The organism is Paracoccus limosus (assembly GCF_009711185.1).
Classification (GTDB): domain Bacteria; phylum Pseudomonadota; class Alphaproteobacteria; order Rhodobacterales; family Rhodobacteraceae; genus Paracoccus; species Paracoccus limosus.
This window is the reverse complement of record NZ_WMIF01000025.1, coordinates 1-16,413: the sequence shown is the minus strand read 5'-3', so window position 1 is coordinate 16,413 and position 16,413 is coordinate 1. Positions and strand designations below refer to the sequence as shown.

The 16,413-nt window shown below is 67.1% G+C and carries 14 protein-coding genes; 5 read left to right on the top strand and 9 right to left on the bottom strand.

Features of this window, described 5'->3' with window-relative positions; all coding sequences use genetic code 11:
* Positions 1-13 precede the first annotated feature (13 nt).
* Both GL279_RS15125 and GL279_RS15120 read right to left on the bottom strand, forming a co-directional pair.
* On the bottom strand, positions 14-841 hold the full coding sequence (locus GL279_RS15125) for a p-hydroxycinnamoyl CoA hydratase/lyase (RefSeq protein ID WP_155065470.1): 828 nt from the start codon (positions 839-841) through the stop codon (positions 14-16).
* Positions 842-925: 84 nt separating this feature from the next.
* Positions 926-2,377, bottom strand: a complete 1,452-nt coding sequence (locus GL279_RS15120; protein ID WP_155065469.1) for an aldehyde dehydrogenase — start codon at positions 2,375-2,377, stop codon at positions 926-928.
* A 141-nt stretch (positions 2,378-2,518) separates the two neighbouring features.
* Here GL279_RS15120 and GL279_RS15115 point away from each other — a divergent pair, with 141 nt between their 5' ends.
* From GL279_RS15115 to GL279_RS15105, 3 genes are all read left to right on the top strand, one after another.
* Positions 2,519-2,995 carry a MarR family winged helix-turn-helix transcriptional regulator gene (locus tag GL279_RS15115; protein WP_155065468.1) on the top strand — a complete coding sequence of 159 codons (477 nt, stop codon included), beginning with the start codon at positions 2,519-2,521 and terminating at the stop codon, positions 2,993-2,995.
* A 54-nt stretch (positions 2,996-3,049) separates the two neighbouring features.
* The gene (gene mhpT, locus GL279_RS15110; protein WP_155065467.1) at positions 3,050-4,258 is read left to right on the top strand and encodes a 3-(3-hydroxy-phenyl)propionate transporter MhpT; all 1,209 of its coding nucleotides are present in this window, start codon (positions 3,050-3,052) and stop codon (positions 4,256-4,258) included.
* Between the two features lie 146 nt (positions 4,259-4,404).
* A complete protein-coding gene (locus GL279_RS15105; RefSeq protein WP_155065465.1) occupies positions 4,405-5,985 on the top strand; it encodes an acyl-CoA dehydrogenase family protein in 1,581 nt (526 codons plus the stop codon).
* 89 nt (positions 5,986-6,074) lie between these two features.
* On the opposite strand, the gene GL279_RS15100 is transcribed toward GL279_RS15105, so the two are convergent.
* From GL279_RS15100 to GL279_RS19460, 7 genes are all read right to left on the bottom strand, one after another.
* A complete protein-coding gene (locus GL279_RS15100) occupies positions 6,075-6,356 on the bottom strand; it encodes an amphi-Trp domain-containing protein (protein ID WP_155065463.1) in 282 nt (93 codons plus the stop codon).
* Between the two features lie 144 nt (positions 6,357-6,500).
* Entirely contained in the window at positions 6,501-7,526 is a 1,026-nt protein-coding gene (locus GL279_RS15095; RefSeq protein WP_155065461.1) for a DUF808 domain-containing protein, read from the bottom strand.
* Positions 7,527-7,644: 118 nt separating this feature from the next.
* The gene (locus tag GL279_RS15090; RefSeq protein ID WP_343039825.1) at positions 7,645-9,363 is read right to left on the bottom strand and encodes a Na/Pi cotransporter family protein; all 1,719 of its coding nucleotides are present in this window, start codon (positions 9,361-9,363) and stop codon (positions 7,645-7,647) included.
* A 34-nt stretch (positions 9,364-9,397) separates the two neighbouring features.
* On the bottom strand, positions 9,398-10,489 hold the full coding sequence (locus GL279_RS15085; RefSeq protein ID WP_155065460.1) for an extracellular solute-binding protein: 1,092 nt from the start codon (positions 10,487-10,489) through the stop codon (positions 9,398-9,400).
* A 329-nt stretch (positions 10,490-10,818) separates the two neighbouring features.
* A complete protein-coding gene (locus GL279_RS15080) occupies positions 10,819-12,135 on the bottom strand; it encodes a type II toxin-antitoxin system HipA family toxin (protein ID WP_155065458.1) in 1,317 nt (438 codons plus the stop codon).
* Positions 12,135-12,386: a helix-turn-helix domain-containing protein gene (locus tag GL279_RS15075; protein ID WP_155065457.1), complete on the bottom strand. Its 252-nt coding sequence runs from the start codon at positions 12,384-12,386 to the stop codon at positions 12,135-12,137. Before GL279_RS15075 ends, GL279_RS15080 begins: the two co-directional genes overlap by 1 nt.
* A gap of 365 nt (positions 12,387-12,751) precedes the next feature.
* A complete protein-coding gene (locus tag GL279_RS19460) occupies positions 12,752-14,452 on the bottom strand; it encodes an LbetaH domain-containing protein (protein ID WP_246175339.1) in 1,701 nt (566 codons plus the stop codon).
* 456 nt (positions 14,453-14,908) lie between these two features.
* Between GL279_RS19460 and GL279_RS15065 the strand changes: the two genes are divergently transcribed.
* Both GL279_RS15065 and GL279_RS15060 read left to right on the top strand, forming a co-directional pair.
* Positions 14,909-15,337 carry a hypothetical protein gene (locus GL279_RS15065; RefSeq protein ID WP_246175338.1) on the top strand — a complete coding sequence of 143 codons (429 nt, stop codon included), beginning with the start codon at positions 14,909-14,911 and terminating at the stop codon, positions 15,335-15,337.
* Positions 15,334-16,374 carry an FAD-dependent oxidoreductase gene (locus GL279_RS15060; protein WP_211371327.1) on the top strand — a complete coding sequence of 347 codons (1,041 nt, stop codon included), beginning with the start codon at positions 15,334-15,336 and terminating at the stop codon, positions 16,372-16,374. Before GL279_RS15065 ends, GL279_RS15060 begins: the two co-directional genes overlap by 4 nt.
* The last annotated feature ends 39 nt before the right edge of the window (positions 16,375-16,413 follow it).

The window sequence follows — 16,413 nt, the reverse complement described above, 5'->3', positions numbered from 1 at the left end:
TCCCTGCCCGGCCTCAACCCTGCCGGCTTTTGTCATAGGCACCGAGGCCCGGCTTGTAGGATTTTTCGTCGATGAACTGGCGGATGCCTTCCTTGCGGCCCTCGCTGTCGTAGCTGTTTGCGGCCTCCTGGGCGCGGACCAGATAGTCCTCGGCCTCGTCATAGGTCATCAGGCCGACGCGGCGCACGGCGTCCTTGGTGGCCTTCAGCGCGACCGGGTTCTTGTCCAGCAGGATCCTTGCGACCTGCGTCACCCGGTCTTTCAGCTGTGCCAGCGGCAGGGATTCATTGACCAGCCCCCAATCGGCGGCGGTCTTGCCGTCGATCGGCTCGCCCAGCATGGCGTGATAAATGGCCTTGCGGAAGGGCATCAGCTCGACCGCGACCTTGGTGGCGCCGCCGCCCGGCAGGATGCCCCAGTTGATTTCTGACAGGCCGAATTTTGCCTCATCGGCGGCAAAGGCCAGATCGCAGCCGAACAGCGGGCCATAGCCGCCGCCGAAGCACCAGCCGTTCACCATGGCGATGGTCGGCTTCTGATACCAGCGCAAGCGGCGCCACCAGCCATAGCTTTCGCGCTGCGCCTTGCGGGTGCCCTTCAGCCCGTCGGCCTCGGTCTCGCGGAAATATTCCTTCAGGTCCATGCCGGCCGTCCATGCCGGGCCTTCGCCGGTCAGCACCAGAACGCCGACGTCATCGCGGAATTCCAGCTCGTCCAGCGCCTCCATCATGGCGCGGTTCAGGGTGGGGGACATGGCGTTGCGCTTGTCGGGACGGTTGAAGCGCAGCCAGGCGATGCCATCTTGCACATCATAGGCGACGGTGTCGTGATCGTTTGCCATTTCGGGGGTCCTTTCGGGGTATGGGGTGCCGGGCCGCGCCGAGGGGTTCGGCGCGGGTATTGCGGCAGCGATGCAAGAGGCGGGTTACAACGGGTAGTGGCCGGGCTGGGTTTCGACGGTGATCCAGCGCAGTTCGGTGAATTCGGCGATCCCGGCCTTGCCGCCAAAGCGGCCATAGCCCGAGGCCTTGGTGCCACCGAAGGGCATCTGCGCCTCGTCATGCACGGTCGGGCCGTTGATGTGGCAGATGCCTGATCTGATCTGACGCGCCACCGTCAGCCCACGTGCGACGTCGCGGGTAAAGATCGCGGCAGACAGCCCGTATTCGGTATCATTGGCCATGCGGATCATGTCCTCTTCGTCCGCGGCGCGGAAGATGGCGACGACCGGGCCGAAGCTTTCCTCGGTGGCGATGCGCATGTCGGGGGTCACGCCATCCACGACCTGCGCGGGCATCAGCACGCCCTCGGCGGCGCCGGCCGAGTGGATTTCGGCGCCCTTGGCGCGGGCATCCTCGATCAACGCGCTCACCTTGGCGACCGTATGGGCATCGACCACGGCGCCCAGCGGGGCGGTGCCGTCGCGCGGATCGCCGGCCTTCAGCCCGGCAGCGCGGGCGGTAAAGCGCGCCACGAAGTCGTCGGCGATCTCGGGCGCAAGGATGATGCGTTCGGTGGACATGCAGATCTGGCCCTGATTGAAGAAGGCGCCAAAGATCGCGGCCTTGACCGCCTCGTCCAGATCGGCGTCGCGCAGCACCAGAAACGGCGCCTTGCCGCCCAGTTCCAGCAGCACCGGCTTTAGCTGCCGCGCCGCACGCTCGGCGATGATCCGGCCCACCTTGGTCGAGCCGGTAAAGTTGATGCGGTGGATCGCCGGATGGTCGATCAGCGCGCCGACGATCTCGCCCGCGTCCTCGGGCGCGTTGGTGACCAGACTGACCAGACCTGCGGGCAGACCGCCCTCATCCAGCGCCTCGACGATCAAGCCGTGGGTGCGCGGGCAGATTTCGCTGGCCTTGAACACGACGGCATTGCCGCAGGCCAGCGGTGTCGCCAGCGCGCGCACGCCCAGGATCACCGGCGCGTTCCAGGGCGCGATGCCCAGACAGACGCCCGCCGGTTCGCGCACCGCCATCGAGATGCAGCCGGGCTTGTCCGAGGGGATGACCTCGCCCGCGACCTGGGTGGTCAGGGCGGCGGCCTCGCGCAGCATCGAGGCGGCGATCATGACGTTGAACCGTGCCCATGGCTCGGTTGCGCCGGTTTCCTCGGTCATGGCGGCCACGAAGGCGTCGCCGCGTGCCGCCAGAGCATCGGCGGCCTTCGAGAGCGCGGCGCGCCGGGCGTTGGGGCCAAGGGCGGCCCATGCCGTAAAGGCCGCGGCGGCGGCATCGGCGGCCGCCACGGCATCGGCGGTGCTGGCGGCGGGGGCTTCGCTGGCCACCGCGCCGGTGATCGGATTGAGCCTGCGGAATGTGCGCCCATCCGACGCGGCACGCTCGGCGCCCGCGATCTTCATGCTGACGAAACTCATGCTTCTCCTCCCTCCAAAGGGTCCGCCCGGATCGTGAACCGAATCGTTCCCCGGGCCAACTGCTATGAAACATAGCGATTGACTGTTATATTGCATAGCATTATTTTCGGAAGCATCGAAAGAACCGCTCTGGAGGCAGGCATGTCCGGTGAACCGCTGAAGAAAGCTCAGGAAAGCGCGGCCGAATCGCCCCGGGCGCTGCGCGATCTGATCGGCTATCACCTGAAACGTGCCTCGGCCTGGGACCTGCACAACGCCAATGCCGCCCTGGAGGCCGCAGGCGTGCGCACCGTGCCGATGAGCGTGCTGCTGACGATCACCGAAAAACCGGGCATCAGCTCGGCAGAGATCTGTCGCATCCTGCGCATGCAGCGCGCCAATATCGTGCCGGTGCTGGCCGAACTGGAAGCGCGCGGGCTGTTCCTGCGCGAGGCCGATCCCGACGACAACCGCATCCAGCGCCTGTTCCCCACCGCCAAGGGCCGCGAGGAGGCGCAGCGCATGCTGGGCCTGATCAGCGCGCATGAAGAGCGGATGCTGGCTGGCCTGACCATGGCCGAGCGCGACGAGCTGCGCCGCATGCTGGCCATCATCTGGAGAGAGGACGGCGAGGGCTAGGCCCCGCCGCATCATTCGCGGGGGAGAAGAGGACCCCGCCCAAGGGAGGAATACATGCAGACCATCACTGACCACCGCCACGGCGGGGGGCGGGCGCTGACGCTTGCCTTTCTGGCTGCCGTGATCGAGGGCTTCGACCTGCAGGCCGCCGGCGTGGCCGTGCCAAAGTTGGCCCCGGCCTTTGGCCTGACCCCGCAGCAGATCGGGCTGTTCTTTTCCTCGGCCACCTTCGGGCTGATCTTTGGCGCATTGGCCGGCGGGCGCATTGCCGACGCCTGGGGCCGCCGCACCGGGCTGGTGATCGCGCTGGTGGCCTTTGGCGTCTTTTCCATCGCCACCGCCTATACCGCGAGCTTTGAGCAATTGCTGGTCATGCGCTTCCTGACCGGGGTCGGTCTAGGCGGGGCGCTGCCGAACCTCGTCAATATCGCCGCAGAATCGACCGATGCGGCCAATCGCGGCAAGGCGGTCTCGATCATGTATGCCGGCATCCCGCTGGGCGGCGCCATTGCCAGCGGCGTGTCGATGCTGGGCCTGCACGGCGGTGACTGGCACATGATCTTTCTGGTCGGAGGCATCCTGCCGTTGATCCTTGTGCCCTTCGTGCATTTCCTGCTGCCGCCGCTGGCGGTGGTCAAGGCGCAGGTGAAATCGGCAAGCGGTGCGCTGTCGCAGGTCTTTGCGCCGGGCACGCTGGCCACCACGCTGGCGCTGTGGCTGTCGTTTTTCCTGGGGCTGCTGGTCGTCTATCTGCTGCTGAACTGGATGCCGCAACTGCTGGTGTCGCGCGGGCTGGAACGCTCGGAGGCCTCGACCGTGCAGATCCTGTTCAATATCGGCGGCGTGCTGGGCAGTCTGGTCGGCGGGCGCATGCTGGACCGGGCCCGGCCCGTCGGTCCGGTGGCGCTGTGCTTTGCCGCCGCCGCCGCGGCACTTTTGATGCTGGCGACGCTGCCGGCCAATCTGGCGCTGATGCTGGTTGGCGGCGCGCTGGTCGGCGGCGCGATCCTGTGCGTGCAGGCCATTCTTTATGGCATTGCGCCGCAATGCTACCCGTTCGAGATCCGCGGCACCGGGGTCGGCACGGCGGTGGCCATCGGCCGGCTGGGCTCGATCGCCGGGCCGCTTCTGGCCGGGGCGCTGGTCGCGGCGGGCTTCACGCCTTCGGGGGTGATGGTCAGTCTGGTGCCGATCACGCTGGCCGCCGGCCTGACCACGGTGGTGCTGTTGATCCGCCGCCGCGCCGCCGCCCGGCCCGCCTGAGCGCGCCCTGATCGTCCTGGCGCGCTGTTGCGGCGCGCCACGCATGTTTCGGGCGGGCTGGCCGGGGCCTGCCGGCCGAACACCCAGAATCGCCCCGAAATCCCCAACGACAACCCCGCCCGCCTGCCCGGGTCAAAGGAAGAGCGATGATCCCGTTTCAAGCCCCCGTCGAAGATATCCTGTTCTCGCTGAACGTCGCCGGAGCCGCGCGCCTGCCCGGCTGGGACGATGATCTGGTGCGCGAGGTAGTGACGCAATTCGCCCGCTTTGCCGAGGGCGTCCTTGCACCGGTCGATGAGGCCGGCGACCGGCAGGGCTGCACGCTGGACGCTGGCCGGGTGCGGATGCCTGCGGGCATGGTGCGGGCCTATGCCGATTTCACCGAGCAGGGCTGGCACGCGCTGGCGCTGCCCGAGGCGGCGGGCGGTCAGGCCATGCCCGGCCCGGTGCTGTCGGCGGTGGACGAAATCCATGCCGGCGCAAGCCATGCCTTGCAGATGATCACCGCGCTGGTGCCCGGCGCCGCCCGCACCATCGCCCATTTTGGCACCGGCGATCAGCAGGCGCGCTGGTTGCCGCGTCTAGGCTCGGGCGATTGGCTGGCGACCATGGCGCTGACCGAGGCGGGCGCCGGCTCGGACCTGTCCGGCATCCGCTGCCGGGCGCATCGCGATGGCGCGGGCTGGCGGGTCGAGGGCGAAAAGATCTTCATTTCCGGCGGCGATCAGGACCTGACGCCGCGCATCCTGCATCTGGTCTTGGCCCGCACCGGCGCGGCCGGCAGCGGCACGCGCGGGCTGTCGCTGTTTCTGGTGCCCTCGCATGACGATACCGGCGCGCGCGCGCCGATCAGCACCACCCGGATCGAGGAAAAGCTGGGCCTGCATGCCTCGCCCACCTGCCAGATGCTCTATGACGGCGCCCCCGCCGAGCTGCTGGGGCGCGAGGGCGAGGGGCTGCGCGCCATGTTCGTCATGATGAACCACGCCCGGCTGGATGTGTCGCTGCAAGGCGTGGCCCATGCCGCGCGCGCCAGCCACATCGCCCGCACCTATGCGGCCACCCGCCGGCAGGGCCGCGCACCGGGACATGAGGGGGCCGCGCCCATCGCTGCCCATGCCGATGTGCGCCGCATGTTGGACCGGGCCGAGGCGCTGGCGCTTGGCTGTCGCACGCTGAGCCATGTCGCGGCGGTGACGCTTGAGGCGGGCGACGATCCGGCGCTGGTGGAAATGCTGACCCCGGTCTGCAAATGGGCCGGAACCCGCGCCGGGATCGAGGCCGCCGATCTGGGGATCCAGATTCTGGGTGGCTATGGCTATCTGCGCGAATATCGCATCGAGCAGGTCTGGCGCGACGCCCGCATCACCGCAATCTACGAGGGCGCGAATGGCATCCATGCCCAGACGCTGGCGTTGCGGCTGCTGCGTCTGCCCGGTGCGGCCGAGGCCTTTGCGGCCTTCCTGACCGTTCCCGAGGCCGCAGCGCTGTGGCAGCAGGCGCGCGCACAGGTGCTGGCGATGCCGGACCCCGCGCCGCTTGCGCATGATTTCATGGCACTGACGGCCGAGGCGGCGCTGGCCACGATCTGGCGGCGGCTGGATGCGGCGGCCGAACACGCGCCCGATGCCAGGCGATTGCGGGCGCTGGCCAGACGCGAGGCCCTGCTGCGCCCGGTCCGCCTGCGCCATCACGCCGGGATGGTGGCGGCTCTGGCCGGGGCCTGAGCCGGCCTTTGTCGGGGCGCGCAGCGCATGAAACGAAATGAGACCGACGCGGGGGCGTCGATCTCGGTCTTTTCCGCCGCGCCGGGGGATCAGTCCTGAGGCTCTTCGTCCTCGTCCTCGTCCAGATCGTCGTCTTCGTCCTCGTCGTCTTCCTCGGGCTCGCCCCATTTCAGCTGGAATTCCAGCTCTTCATGGCCATCCTCGCGCTCATATTCGATCGAGGCGATGGCCGAGGCGGGAACCTGAACGGTTTCGCCTTCGATTTCGATCTCGAAGGTGCCGTTGGTTTCCAGTTCGTCGGCAAGGCGACGCAGTTCGGCGACAAAGGCGGCCAGGTCGACGGTCTGTTCGATATCGCGGTCGTCAGTCATGTCTCGTCCCTCTCTCAGTTTGGGAATCAGGCAAGGAGGATCAGAACAGCGAATTGCCACAGCGAGACGTCAGATTGATGCCAGCGCGACGACGTGATTGCTGATGCGGCGATTTTCCGGCCCGACCGGCGATCACGCCTCGGCCTATCGGGCGGGGCCGGCGCGGCGGCGGGCCAGCTTGACCTGCAGCCAGCCCGTCAGGGGCGCCAGACGATGGGCAAGGGGGATGGCAATGGCGCCGATGATGATGCCAAAGACCCCGGATCCGGCGGCCCCGGCGGCCCAGCCGACCAAACCGCCAAGCCCGTCCGAGACGCTGTGTTCGGCGCGTTCTTGCAGGTGGTGGATGAATTCGGCCGGGGCGTGCAGGCCAAAGCTTTCCAGCCCGTGCAGCACGATGCCGCCGCCGACCCAGATCATCGCCGCCGTCCCGATCCCGGCCAGCCCGGCCAGCAGCCAGGGCATGCCCATGACCAGACCCCGGCCCAGCCCGCGCAGCAGGCTGCCGACCGGCGGGGCAAGCTGCGAGCGTGCCAGCGCCAGCCCGGCGTCGTCCGCCTTGACGATCAACGCCACCACGCCATAGACGCCGGCGGTGATGCCGATGCCCACCAGCGCCAAGGCCAGCGCCTGCGTCAGCAGATTGCCGGCGGGCAGGGCGGCAAGGCTGATGGCCATGATTTCCGCCGACAGGATGAAATCGGTCTTGATCGCGCCCCGGATCTTTTCGTCCTCAAGGGCGTGGGCATCGCCGATGTTGTCCGACCCGGCGGCATCGCCCGCAGGTTCGTGCGTTCCATGGCCATGTGCGCCGGGAAACAGCGCCTCGAACAGTTTTTCGACGCCTTCGTAGCACAGGTAGATGCCGCCCAGCATCAACAGCGGCACGATCACCCCTGGCAGCAGCGCGCTAAGCGCCAGCGCCGCCGGCAAAAGGATCAGCAGCTTGTTGCGCAGACTGCCAAGCGCGATGCGCCAGATGATCGGCAATTCGCGAGAGGAATCAAAGCCGGTGACATAGCGCGGCGTCACCGCGGTGTCGTCGATCACCACGCCGGCGGCCTTGACGCCGGCCTTGGTCGCCTGACCGGCGATATCGTCCAATGAGGCGGCGGCGACTTTCGCCAAGGCCGCGATATCGTCCAGCAGGGCCAGCAAACCAACGCTCATGACAGGGTCCTTTCATCGGAACGAAGGGGCGGTCTGTTGTGGATGGGCCCGCGCAACGCAGCGCGGGCCCCCGTGTCCTGTCCCTGCCGGAGTTGCCCGGCAGGGGGCGATCGGGCGATCACTCGGCCGGAACGGCCGCGCCCGGCATCTGGCCAAGGTCGCGGTCGATCGGGGCCGGCGCCGGCTGGCGCAGCGTCGCGCTGCGGTCCACCGAGGCGCGTTCGGCGCGGATGCGCTCGATCAGCCCTTCGGCGCGTTCGATCGAGCCGAGCAGGGCGATCAGCGCACCCTTTTCGCCGGCGCCGACATCCTTGCTTTGCAGGGCCTTCCAGCGCAGCTCCTCGACCCCCGGCACGACGCTGTGGCCGGCGGGCATGCGCGGATTGACGCCATCGGGGAACAGGACGGTGTTCATCGCCTGATCCAGACGTTCCAGCCCCGATCCCAGCACCTCGCGCGCCGCATCCGAGAAGGGCTCGCGTTTGACCCGGCGGGCGATCTGATACAGCGATTCCGACAGCGCCGAGGTGAAGTCGACCTCTTCGATCAGCGAAGCCACGAGGTCGAGCTGGTTGCGCGACAGCCCGTCCTGAAACAGCTGCGCCGAGTAGGAGCGGATCTCGCGGCCAAGCTGGTCGGTCGCGGCGTGATGCTCGACCGGGTCCTTGGGCGCGTTCTTCTTGTCACGGGCGATGTCAAGGAAAACCGCCCCCGCCTGCAGCTGACGCTGGGCCTCTTGGCTGACGGCGGGCAGGGCTGCGTTGAAATCGGCGATCAGCTTGCGATCCAGAAAGCGGGGGATCGAATAGTCCTCTTCGTCCTCGTCGCTGCTGTGGCCGACCCGCGACAGCACCCGGTCGAAGGTGTTCACGAAGGGGAACAGGATCAGCACGTTGAAGATGTTGAAGACGATCGAGAACACGCCAATGACGATCGGAACGCCCGGATAGGTGTCATGCCCGTCGACCATGACGGCCGCACCCGGATCGATGCCCCACAGCCCCATGACCGTTTTCAGCAGCCAGATCGCCGGGAAGAACAGCAACAGGACCACCGAGACGCCGATGAAGTTGAAGGCGATATGGGCATAGGCCGTGCGCTTGGCGTTCTTGGACAGGTTCAGCGAGGCGATCCACGAGGTGACCGTGGTGCCCAGATCCGCGCCGACGGCAAAGGCGATGGCAGTTTCCCACGACAGGATGCCGCTGGCGCCAAGGCCCATGACGATGCCGATGGTGGCCGAGGACGAATGGATCAGCGCCGTGATCAGCGCCGCGATCAGCACGCACAGGATCACGCCACCGAATGAGCTGGCATCCAGCGTCTGGATCAGCTCCAGCACCTCGGGCATCTTGCGCAGCGGCTTCAGGCCGCCGGTCATCAGGTTCAGCCCGTAGAAGATCAGCGCAAAACCCATCGCCGCCAGCGACATGTTGCGGACCTTGTCCGATTTGGCAAAGCAATAGATCGTCGCGAAGATGCCGCCGAACAGCAGGCCCAGCGGCCCCAGCGGCAGTGCGATCAGCCCGTTGCCCAGCGTCGTGCCGATATTGGCGCCCATGATGACCGAAATGGCCGATCGCAGGCCCAGAACGCCGGCGTTCACCAGCCCGACGGTCATCACCGTCATCGCGGTCGAGGACTGGATGACGCCGGTGATGATGGTGCCCGCCATCACCCCCTTGATCGGCGTGCCGGCCATCTTGGCCAGCCATTCGCGCATCTTGTTGACCGAAAGGGCCTGAATGCCGCTTGCCATGAATTCCAGACCGAGGAGGAAGATACCCAGCCCCCCGATCACCGGAACGATGATTTCCTTGAACAGATCGACTTCCACGTTACCACCTTTGCGAAGAGCGCACCGCGCCCGGTCAGGATTGTTTGTTGAAGGTCAGGGCCCAATGGGCCTCGATTTCCGTCACGACCTCGACGGGCAGAGGAACATAGCCAAGCGCATCGGCCTGACGGCCGGCCTCGGCATAGAAATAGCGAAAGAAGGCCAGCGCCCGGTCGTTCTGCGGATCGCTTTTGCGCATCACCACATAGACGGTCGCGGTCATCGGCCAGCCCGGGGCGCCCTGCTGTCCGGTCGCAGGGCCTGCCGCCGCGCGGATCGAGGCCGGCGAGGGCGTCACGACATTGCCCGCGCCGTCGATCAGGCGGATGACGGCCAGCCCGGCCCGGCGGGCCTGACCCACCTCGGCATAGCCGATGGCGCCGGGGGTCGCCTTGACCGCCTCGATCAGGCCGCGGCTGCCTTCGGCGCCTTCGCCGACGGGCCATGCGACCTGCGCGGCCTGTCCGCCCGTCCAGTTTGCCGCCTGCGCCAGATAGCCGGTAAAGGTCCAGGTGGTGCCCGATCCGTCGCGCCGGTGGCGCACCGAAATCGGCTGATCGGGCAGCGTTACCGCCGGGTTCAGCGCGGCGATTGCCGGGTCCGACCAGTTCGTGATCTCGCCGCGATAGATCGTCGCCAGCACCTTGGCGTCCAGCACCAGATCGGCGCCCGCCAGGTCCAGATTGGCCACCGGCGCCGCCGCCCCAAGGATCAGCGGGAATTGCACCTTGCCCTGTGCGCTCAGCTCGTCTGGCGCCAGCGGCACTTCGGTCACGGCGAAGGTGACCGCAGGATCGCCCAGCCGCATGAGGCCGCCGACCGAGCCGACCGGATCATAGTCAAGGGCGCTTGCCCCGCCGGTCCAGTCGCCGCTTTGCCCCTCTTGCCGGGTCATGTCGATCCGGTCAGCGGCAAGGTAGCCTTGATAAGATGTGGAAACCCTTTGCAGGATGGGGTTGGCCAGCGTCGAGCCCGCCCCGGCCAGCCGTCCTTCGGGATTGCTGCCGGCGACGGCAAAGACCAGAAATCCGATCCCGACAAAGGCGACCGCCGCGGCCGCTATGCGCCGGCCCAGCGACCAGGGTTTCCCGATGACGGTGAATCCGTCCGAATCCGTAGCGCGCATTGGTTACTCCGAGAGCCAGGAAAAAAGCCACGGGCGAATCGGTAATGGCGCCGGATAACAAGGGCGTGACGTTGAGGGGCCGAATTGCCCCGGGAAAACCGATCAACTGTCACAAATGGCACCCGAATCACGGGCGCGGATTTTTGGATATTTCGCAAGCCATTGAATGAATGATGAAACAACCTGTAGCCTTGCCGAATGGCTGTGGCCCGGATCATTCATCATTATGCGGCCCGGTTCAATTCGACGGGCAGCAGAGCGGGCAGAGATATTCGCGGCCGATGGTCCCTGATTGCCCCGGCATCACAAATCCCAGAGTGGCCGGAAATCTAGTTTTCCAGTGTCAGCAGGCGATTTCTGCGCGCGATGGCGGCAATTGAAACGCTTTCGACCACGGCGGCGGGAAACCCCTGCGGCAGGCTGTTTGCTGCGGTTTCCAGAGCCTGCGGCAGATGCTCGTGGATGCCTTCGATCAGGCGGATGGCGCGGGCGCGCGACAGGCCGCCGCGCAGGGCGGTCTGCACGAAATGCCGCCCCTGGATCTGGTCAAAGCGATAATGGCGGCTGTCGCCGACCGACATCGCCAGCTTCATCTGCTTTTGCTTGATCTGCCGGGCGTTCAGGGCCGGCTGCGCGGTCACGATGTCATAAAGCGGCGTCATGCGGTAGCGGCCGCCGGGGCTGAGCCACAGGCTGAAGTTCTTGGCGTGCCCGTCGGTGGCGCCGATCAGCCAGAAGATGATCTGGGCCTTCAGAAAGCTGTCCTGATCCTCGGCAGGGCGGTCGCTGCCCTGAAGCAGCCCAAGGATATCCACCATGCGCGGGCCGCCGTCGCTTTGGTATTTCAGCGTGGGCGGGACGGACAGGGCCTGACAGCAATCCTCTTGCGGCAGGCGCAGCAGGCGACCGTCACGGGCCCAAAGCCGGTCGAAACGCTGGACCACCAGGGCGCGGGTCGCGCCGAATGTGGCCATGCGGGCATCGTTGACCGCCAGCCCAAAGGCTTCGGCCAGCTTCAGGCAGTAGAATTCGTTTTCCACGCTGCCCGACAGGTCGATGCCGCCGGGCAGACGGCCGATCTGCGTCTTGAAGATATGGGTCGTCGGCGTGGTGCCATGCGGCTTTTTCCACTGGCCTTCGTGCCACAGCAGGGCGGTCTTTTCCTGCGCGCCGGCGACCGAGATGCGGAAATCATCGTCGCGTGACAGGCCAAGCGGCGCCTGACCAAGACCCAGCAGCAGTTTTTCGATGGCGGTTTCATCGACCACCTCGCCCTGCAGACGGGTGGTGCTGTCGGGGGCCTCATCCTCGCCCGAGATGAATTGCAGGGCGCCCACGCAGTCGCGGCCGATCACCGACAACAGGCTATAGGCATCCGTGCCCCGCGCGCCGACCTTTTCGGCGACCAGCCGGCGGATGCGGTCGGAATCGGGCAAGAGGTTCTCGAACACCGCCAGCACCGGCGCGCCGTGCCAGGGCGTTTCGCGCAGCGGCAGTGACAGCGACACCGGGATCGCATGCTCCCAGCCCAGCCAGTCGCGATGATAGGAAAACCGGATCGCGCCATTGCTTTCGCGGGTCAGCGTGCCGACGCGGCGGTTGTTCAGATAGACCCGCAGGGGGTGCCAGGCCGGACGCCGGCCCATCAGAACAGATCCTCGATATCGGCATTGTCGCCCAGCGAGCGAGGGGCGATCTGGAACTCCAGATCCAGCGCGGCCAGAACGGCAAGGATGGTGTCCAGCTTGGCCGGCGTTTCGGCCGTCTCGATGGTCGAGATCGTCGCCTGCCGCAGACCGGCCCGCGCGGCCAGATCGCTTTGGGTCCAGCCGCGTTTCTTGCGCGTGCGCTGGATGATGGTGCCGATCTGTCTGGGGGTGCGCGCCAAGTCTGCCATGGTGGCACGATACGCTAAAGCGCATATGGTGTAAATATACGCTGTGGTGTATATCGCGATATTATACGCTATGGCGGATGGCGCAGGTCTGTGCGTATGGTCCCGCCGCCAAGGAAATCTTCTCTTTCCGCGACGGCGCAGAATCCGCAGGGGCGGGTGACCCTGAATTCGCCTCGGCTCATCCAGAAAAGGCAAGATCCGCGCGGCGAAAAGCCATCGCCGGTTAAATCTGCCAGACCGAAGGGGGGGGATCACGCCGGGCGGCCATCTGGTCAAGAGACCTCAGGCCGACCGGATCAGGCGGCGGGCCATCGCGGCCCCCCGGAATGAATGTCACGCCTGCATCCGGCTTCAAGGAAACGGCTCTAATCCGATGTATTCAGGCTGGGTTTTGCCTGCATCACCACCGCACCGGGCGGGACGGATTCGGTCAGCCAGACGCCGCCGCCGATGATCGCGCCCCTGCCGATCTCGATCCGGCCCAGGATATTTGCCCCGGCATAGATGACGGCATCGTCGCCGACGATGGGATGGCGCGGCTGGCCCTTGACCAGCCCACCCGCGCCATCGCTTTCGAAACGTTTCGCGCCCAGCGTGACCTGCTGATAGATCCGCACATTGCGGCCGATCACGGCGGTTTCGCCGATCACCACGCCGGTGCCATGATCGATGAAGCAGGCCGGGCCGATCCTAGCTCCGGGATGAATGTCGATCCCGGACTGCGAATGCGAATGTTCGGCCATGATCCGCGCCAGCATCGGCGCGCCCAGCCGATACAGGTCATGGGCGATGCGATGGTGCAGGATGGCGGCGATGCCGGGAAAGCACAGCACGATCTCATCAAGGCTTTTCGCCGAAGGATCACCCTGAAAGGCCGCGCCGATATCGGTGTCATGCAGGTCGCGGATCTGCGGCAGCCCGTCGATGAAGGCCTCGGCCGCGGCGCGGGCGCGGCGGCGGCAATCCAGCTGCTCGGCGTCGGGGTGCAGCAGCCATTCCAGCTCCAGCTGCTCGGCCAGATGCTGGCGGATGGTCCGCAGCCTTTGCGCCACGAACAGGTCCACGGCCTGCACGTCCAGTCCGGCGGGGCCGTAATGGCGCGGATAAAGCGCGCTGACGACATTCGACAGCAGCGGGATCACCACCGCGCGCGAGGGTAGATTGGGCGTCGCCCGTCCCGGATAGCGGCGCTGCTGCGAGGTCATGCGGATCAGCCGCAGCTTTTCGGCGACGGCATCCAGCTGCCCGTCGCGGGATGGTGCGGGCTGAGAGGTGCTCTTGGCGGTCAGGATCGGGGTCTTTCCTGTTGTTCTGGATATGGGGTCATGCGCCCGGCCCGCCGGCCCGAGGGCAAGGGCCCAGTCGGGCTGCCGGTCCTGGGGCAGGCAGATGGCGGCGTCAGGGGAAAGCCGGTCAAGAAACGCATCCGACGTCGGATCGTCGGGCAACACCCTGGGGCCGGCGAGCGTCTGCATGCGGCGGGCAAGGCCGACCAGCCGGTCCATTCCGAAACACAGATAGCTGCGGTGCCGGCGGTCCAGCTGCATCATCCGCCAGATCAGCGGCGCGATCATCGCGTCCCGCGCGTCCGGTCGTGGCGCCGCCCCGCGCGAGGCCAGATCACGCTCGACCCGCAGCAACATCTCGCGCAGCAGGTGGATGGCAATGTCCAGATCGCGGTGGTTTCTGGCCTCGATCGCCTCGGCCAGATGCGTGTCGGCCCCGGCCAGATGCGCGATCACTGCCAATTGCCGGCCGCGCAATTCGGGATCTGCTGACAGCAGCGCGCCGGGATAAAGCCCGTCCAGCGCGGCCAAGATGGCCGGCGCATCGCGCAATGCCAGATCGCGCCGGGCCGAAGGGCTGCTCAGGTGCAATTCGGTGCGCGGGCCGGCCTCGGCGCGCAGGGGATGGCCGCAAAGCACTAGCGCAAGGCTGGCGCGCTGCGCCGTCAGGCAGTGTCGGGATGCGACCAGCCGCAGGATGCGGCCCTGCGTCAGCGGCTGCGTGCCGCCGCGCGCGACCCATCCCGGCAGTTCGGGCCAAAGCGTTTCCCGCCCCATCATGCCGCAGATCCCGGCAGGACCTGCATCGTCCCAAGCGCGGCGCCCGCCTGACCGGCGTGTTTCCGGCGCCTGCCTTGTGCCGCCGGTTGCGGGCGGTTGCGCATCGTGCCGGGGCCGACAGAGGTTCGCGGCATCAGAAATCCCCTTTGGCGGGCAGAAGGCCCTTGCCCCGCATCATGGCAGCCGCCGTCAGGAATGACGATAAAAAAAGTCGTGGTTTTTTGCTGGAGGCGGGAGAAGGATTTTCTCTGCGGGCCGGTGCGGGCAGCAACCGGATGCGGGGTGAGGCGCTCTGCCGTTCGGATTGGCGCCGGCGCCGTCAGCCCTGATCCGGCGCACCGCTTTTCCCCAAGCTGCGGGATTTGAGAAAGCCATGCCTTTTTCCCGCCGGCGTTTGGAATGGCCAGCTTTGGTTAAATGCGATCAGCATTGTCGTGATTAATGGAGGCACCTATCATGCTGCACGGCAAGATCACCACGGAACCCGTCGAGGTTGGCCTTGCGCGTGCGAAGGCGCTGCGCGAGACCGGGCTGCTGGCGCAGACGGCGCAGCGCGCCGCGCTGGCCCGCGCCTTGGTGCGCGATCCCGATCTGTTGCTGCTTGACGAGCCCTTTGCGGCGCTGGATGCCCTGACCCGGATCAAGGCGCAGGCGCTGGTGGCCGAGCTGTGGCGGCGCCATGGCTGCGCCGTCCTGCTGGTCACCCATGACGTCGAGGAGGCGATCCTGCTGGCCGACCGCGTGCTGGTCATGCGCGAGGGGGTCATCGACCACCATGAAGAGATCGCGCTGAGCCGGCCGCGCGATGTCGCAGACCTGGAATTCGCCCGGATTCGGCGCGCCCTGCTGGACCGGCTGGGCGTGCATCAGGGGGCGGCGCATTGAGCGGCAGCGGCTTTCATCTGGCAACCGATGTTTTGATCATCGGCGGCGGCATGGCCGGCGCTTGGGCGGCCATCGGTGCGCGCCGGGCCGGGGCCTCGGTCGTTCTGGTCGAAAAGGGATGGCTGGGCACCTCGGGGGTGACTGCCACCGCCGGGCCGGGGCATTGGTGGGTCGCCCCCGACGACAGGCCCGAGGCCATTGCGCGGCGTCTGGCGCAGTCGGGTGGGTTGAACGATCCGGGCTGGATGGCGCGCATTCTGCAGACCACTTGGGAAAGCCTGCCGACATTGGCCGATGTCTATGCCTTTCCGCGCGATGACCAGGGCCTGCCGCGCTATCGCGCGCTGCGCGGCCCGGAATATATGCGCGCCCTGCGCCGCCGGCTGGAAGGGATCGGCGTCACCATCATCGACCACGCTGCAGCGCAAGAACTGCTGCGCCATTCCGATGGCAGCATCGGCGGCTCGGCCGGGACCCGGTTGCCGGGACACGCCCCTTGGCGCATTGAGGCCGGGGCGGTGGTGCTGGCAACCGGCGGCACCGCCTTTCGCTCGCGCCTGCTTGGATCATGGAACAATACCGGCGACGGCTATCTGATGGCGGCCGAGGCCGGCGCGCAATTGTCGGGAATGGAGTTCACGGCGGTCTATTGCGTGGCCCCGGCGCGCACGACGATGACGCGCTCGATGTCATTCGCTTTTGCGACCTACCATGACGAGGCCGGGCAGGTGCTGCCGATCGGCGGGCCGGACATCACCCGTCCGCTGGCCCAGGCCCTGATGCGCGGCCGCGTCTTCGCCGATCTGGCGCGCACGCCGGCCGACATCCGGGCGCATGTGCCGACGATTTCGCCCAACTTCCTGCTGCCCTTTCGCCGCTGGGGCATCGACCCTTATCGCCAGAAATTCGAGGTCACCCTGCATGGCGAGGGCACGATCCGCGGCATCGGCTGTCAATCGGCATCCAAACGGCCCCCCCGATCGGCGCCCAAAAGTGACCCCTTTGGCGCGCGGTTGAGCAGGCCCGTGGCGGCGTAGCTTTCCAGCTGGCGCAGCCGACGCGGGCCTGCGTTTCGG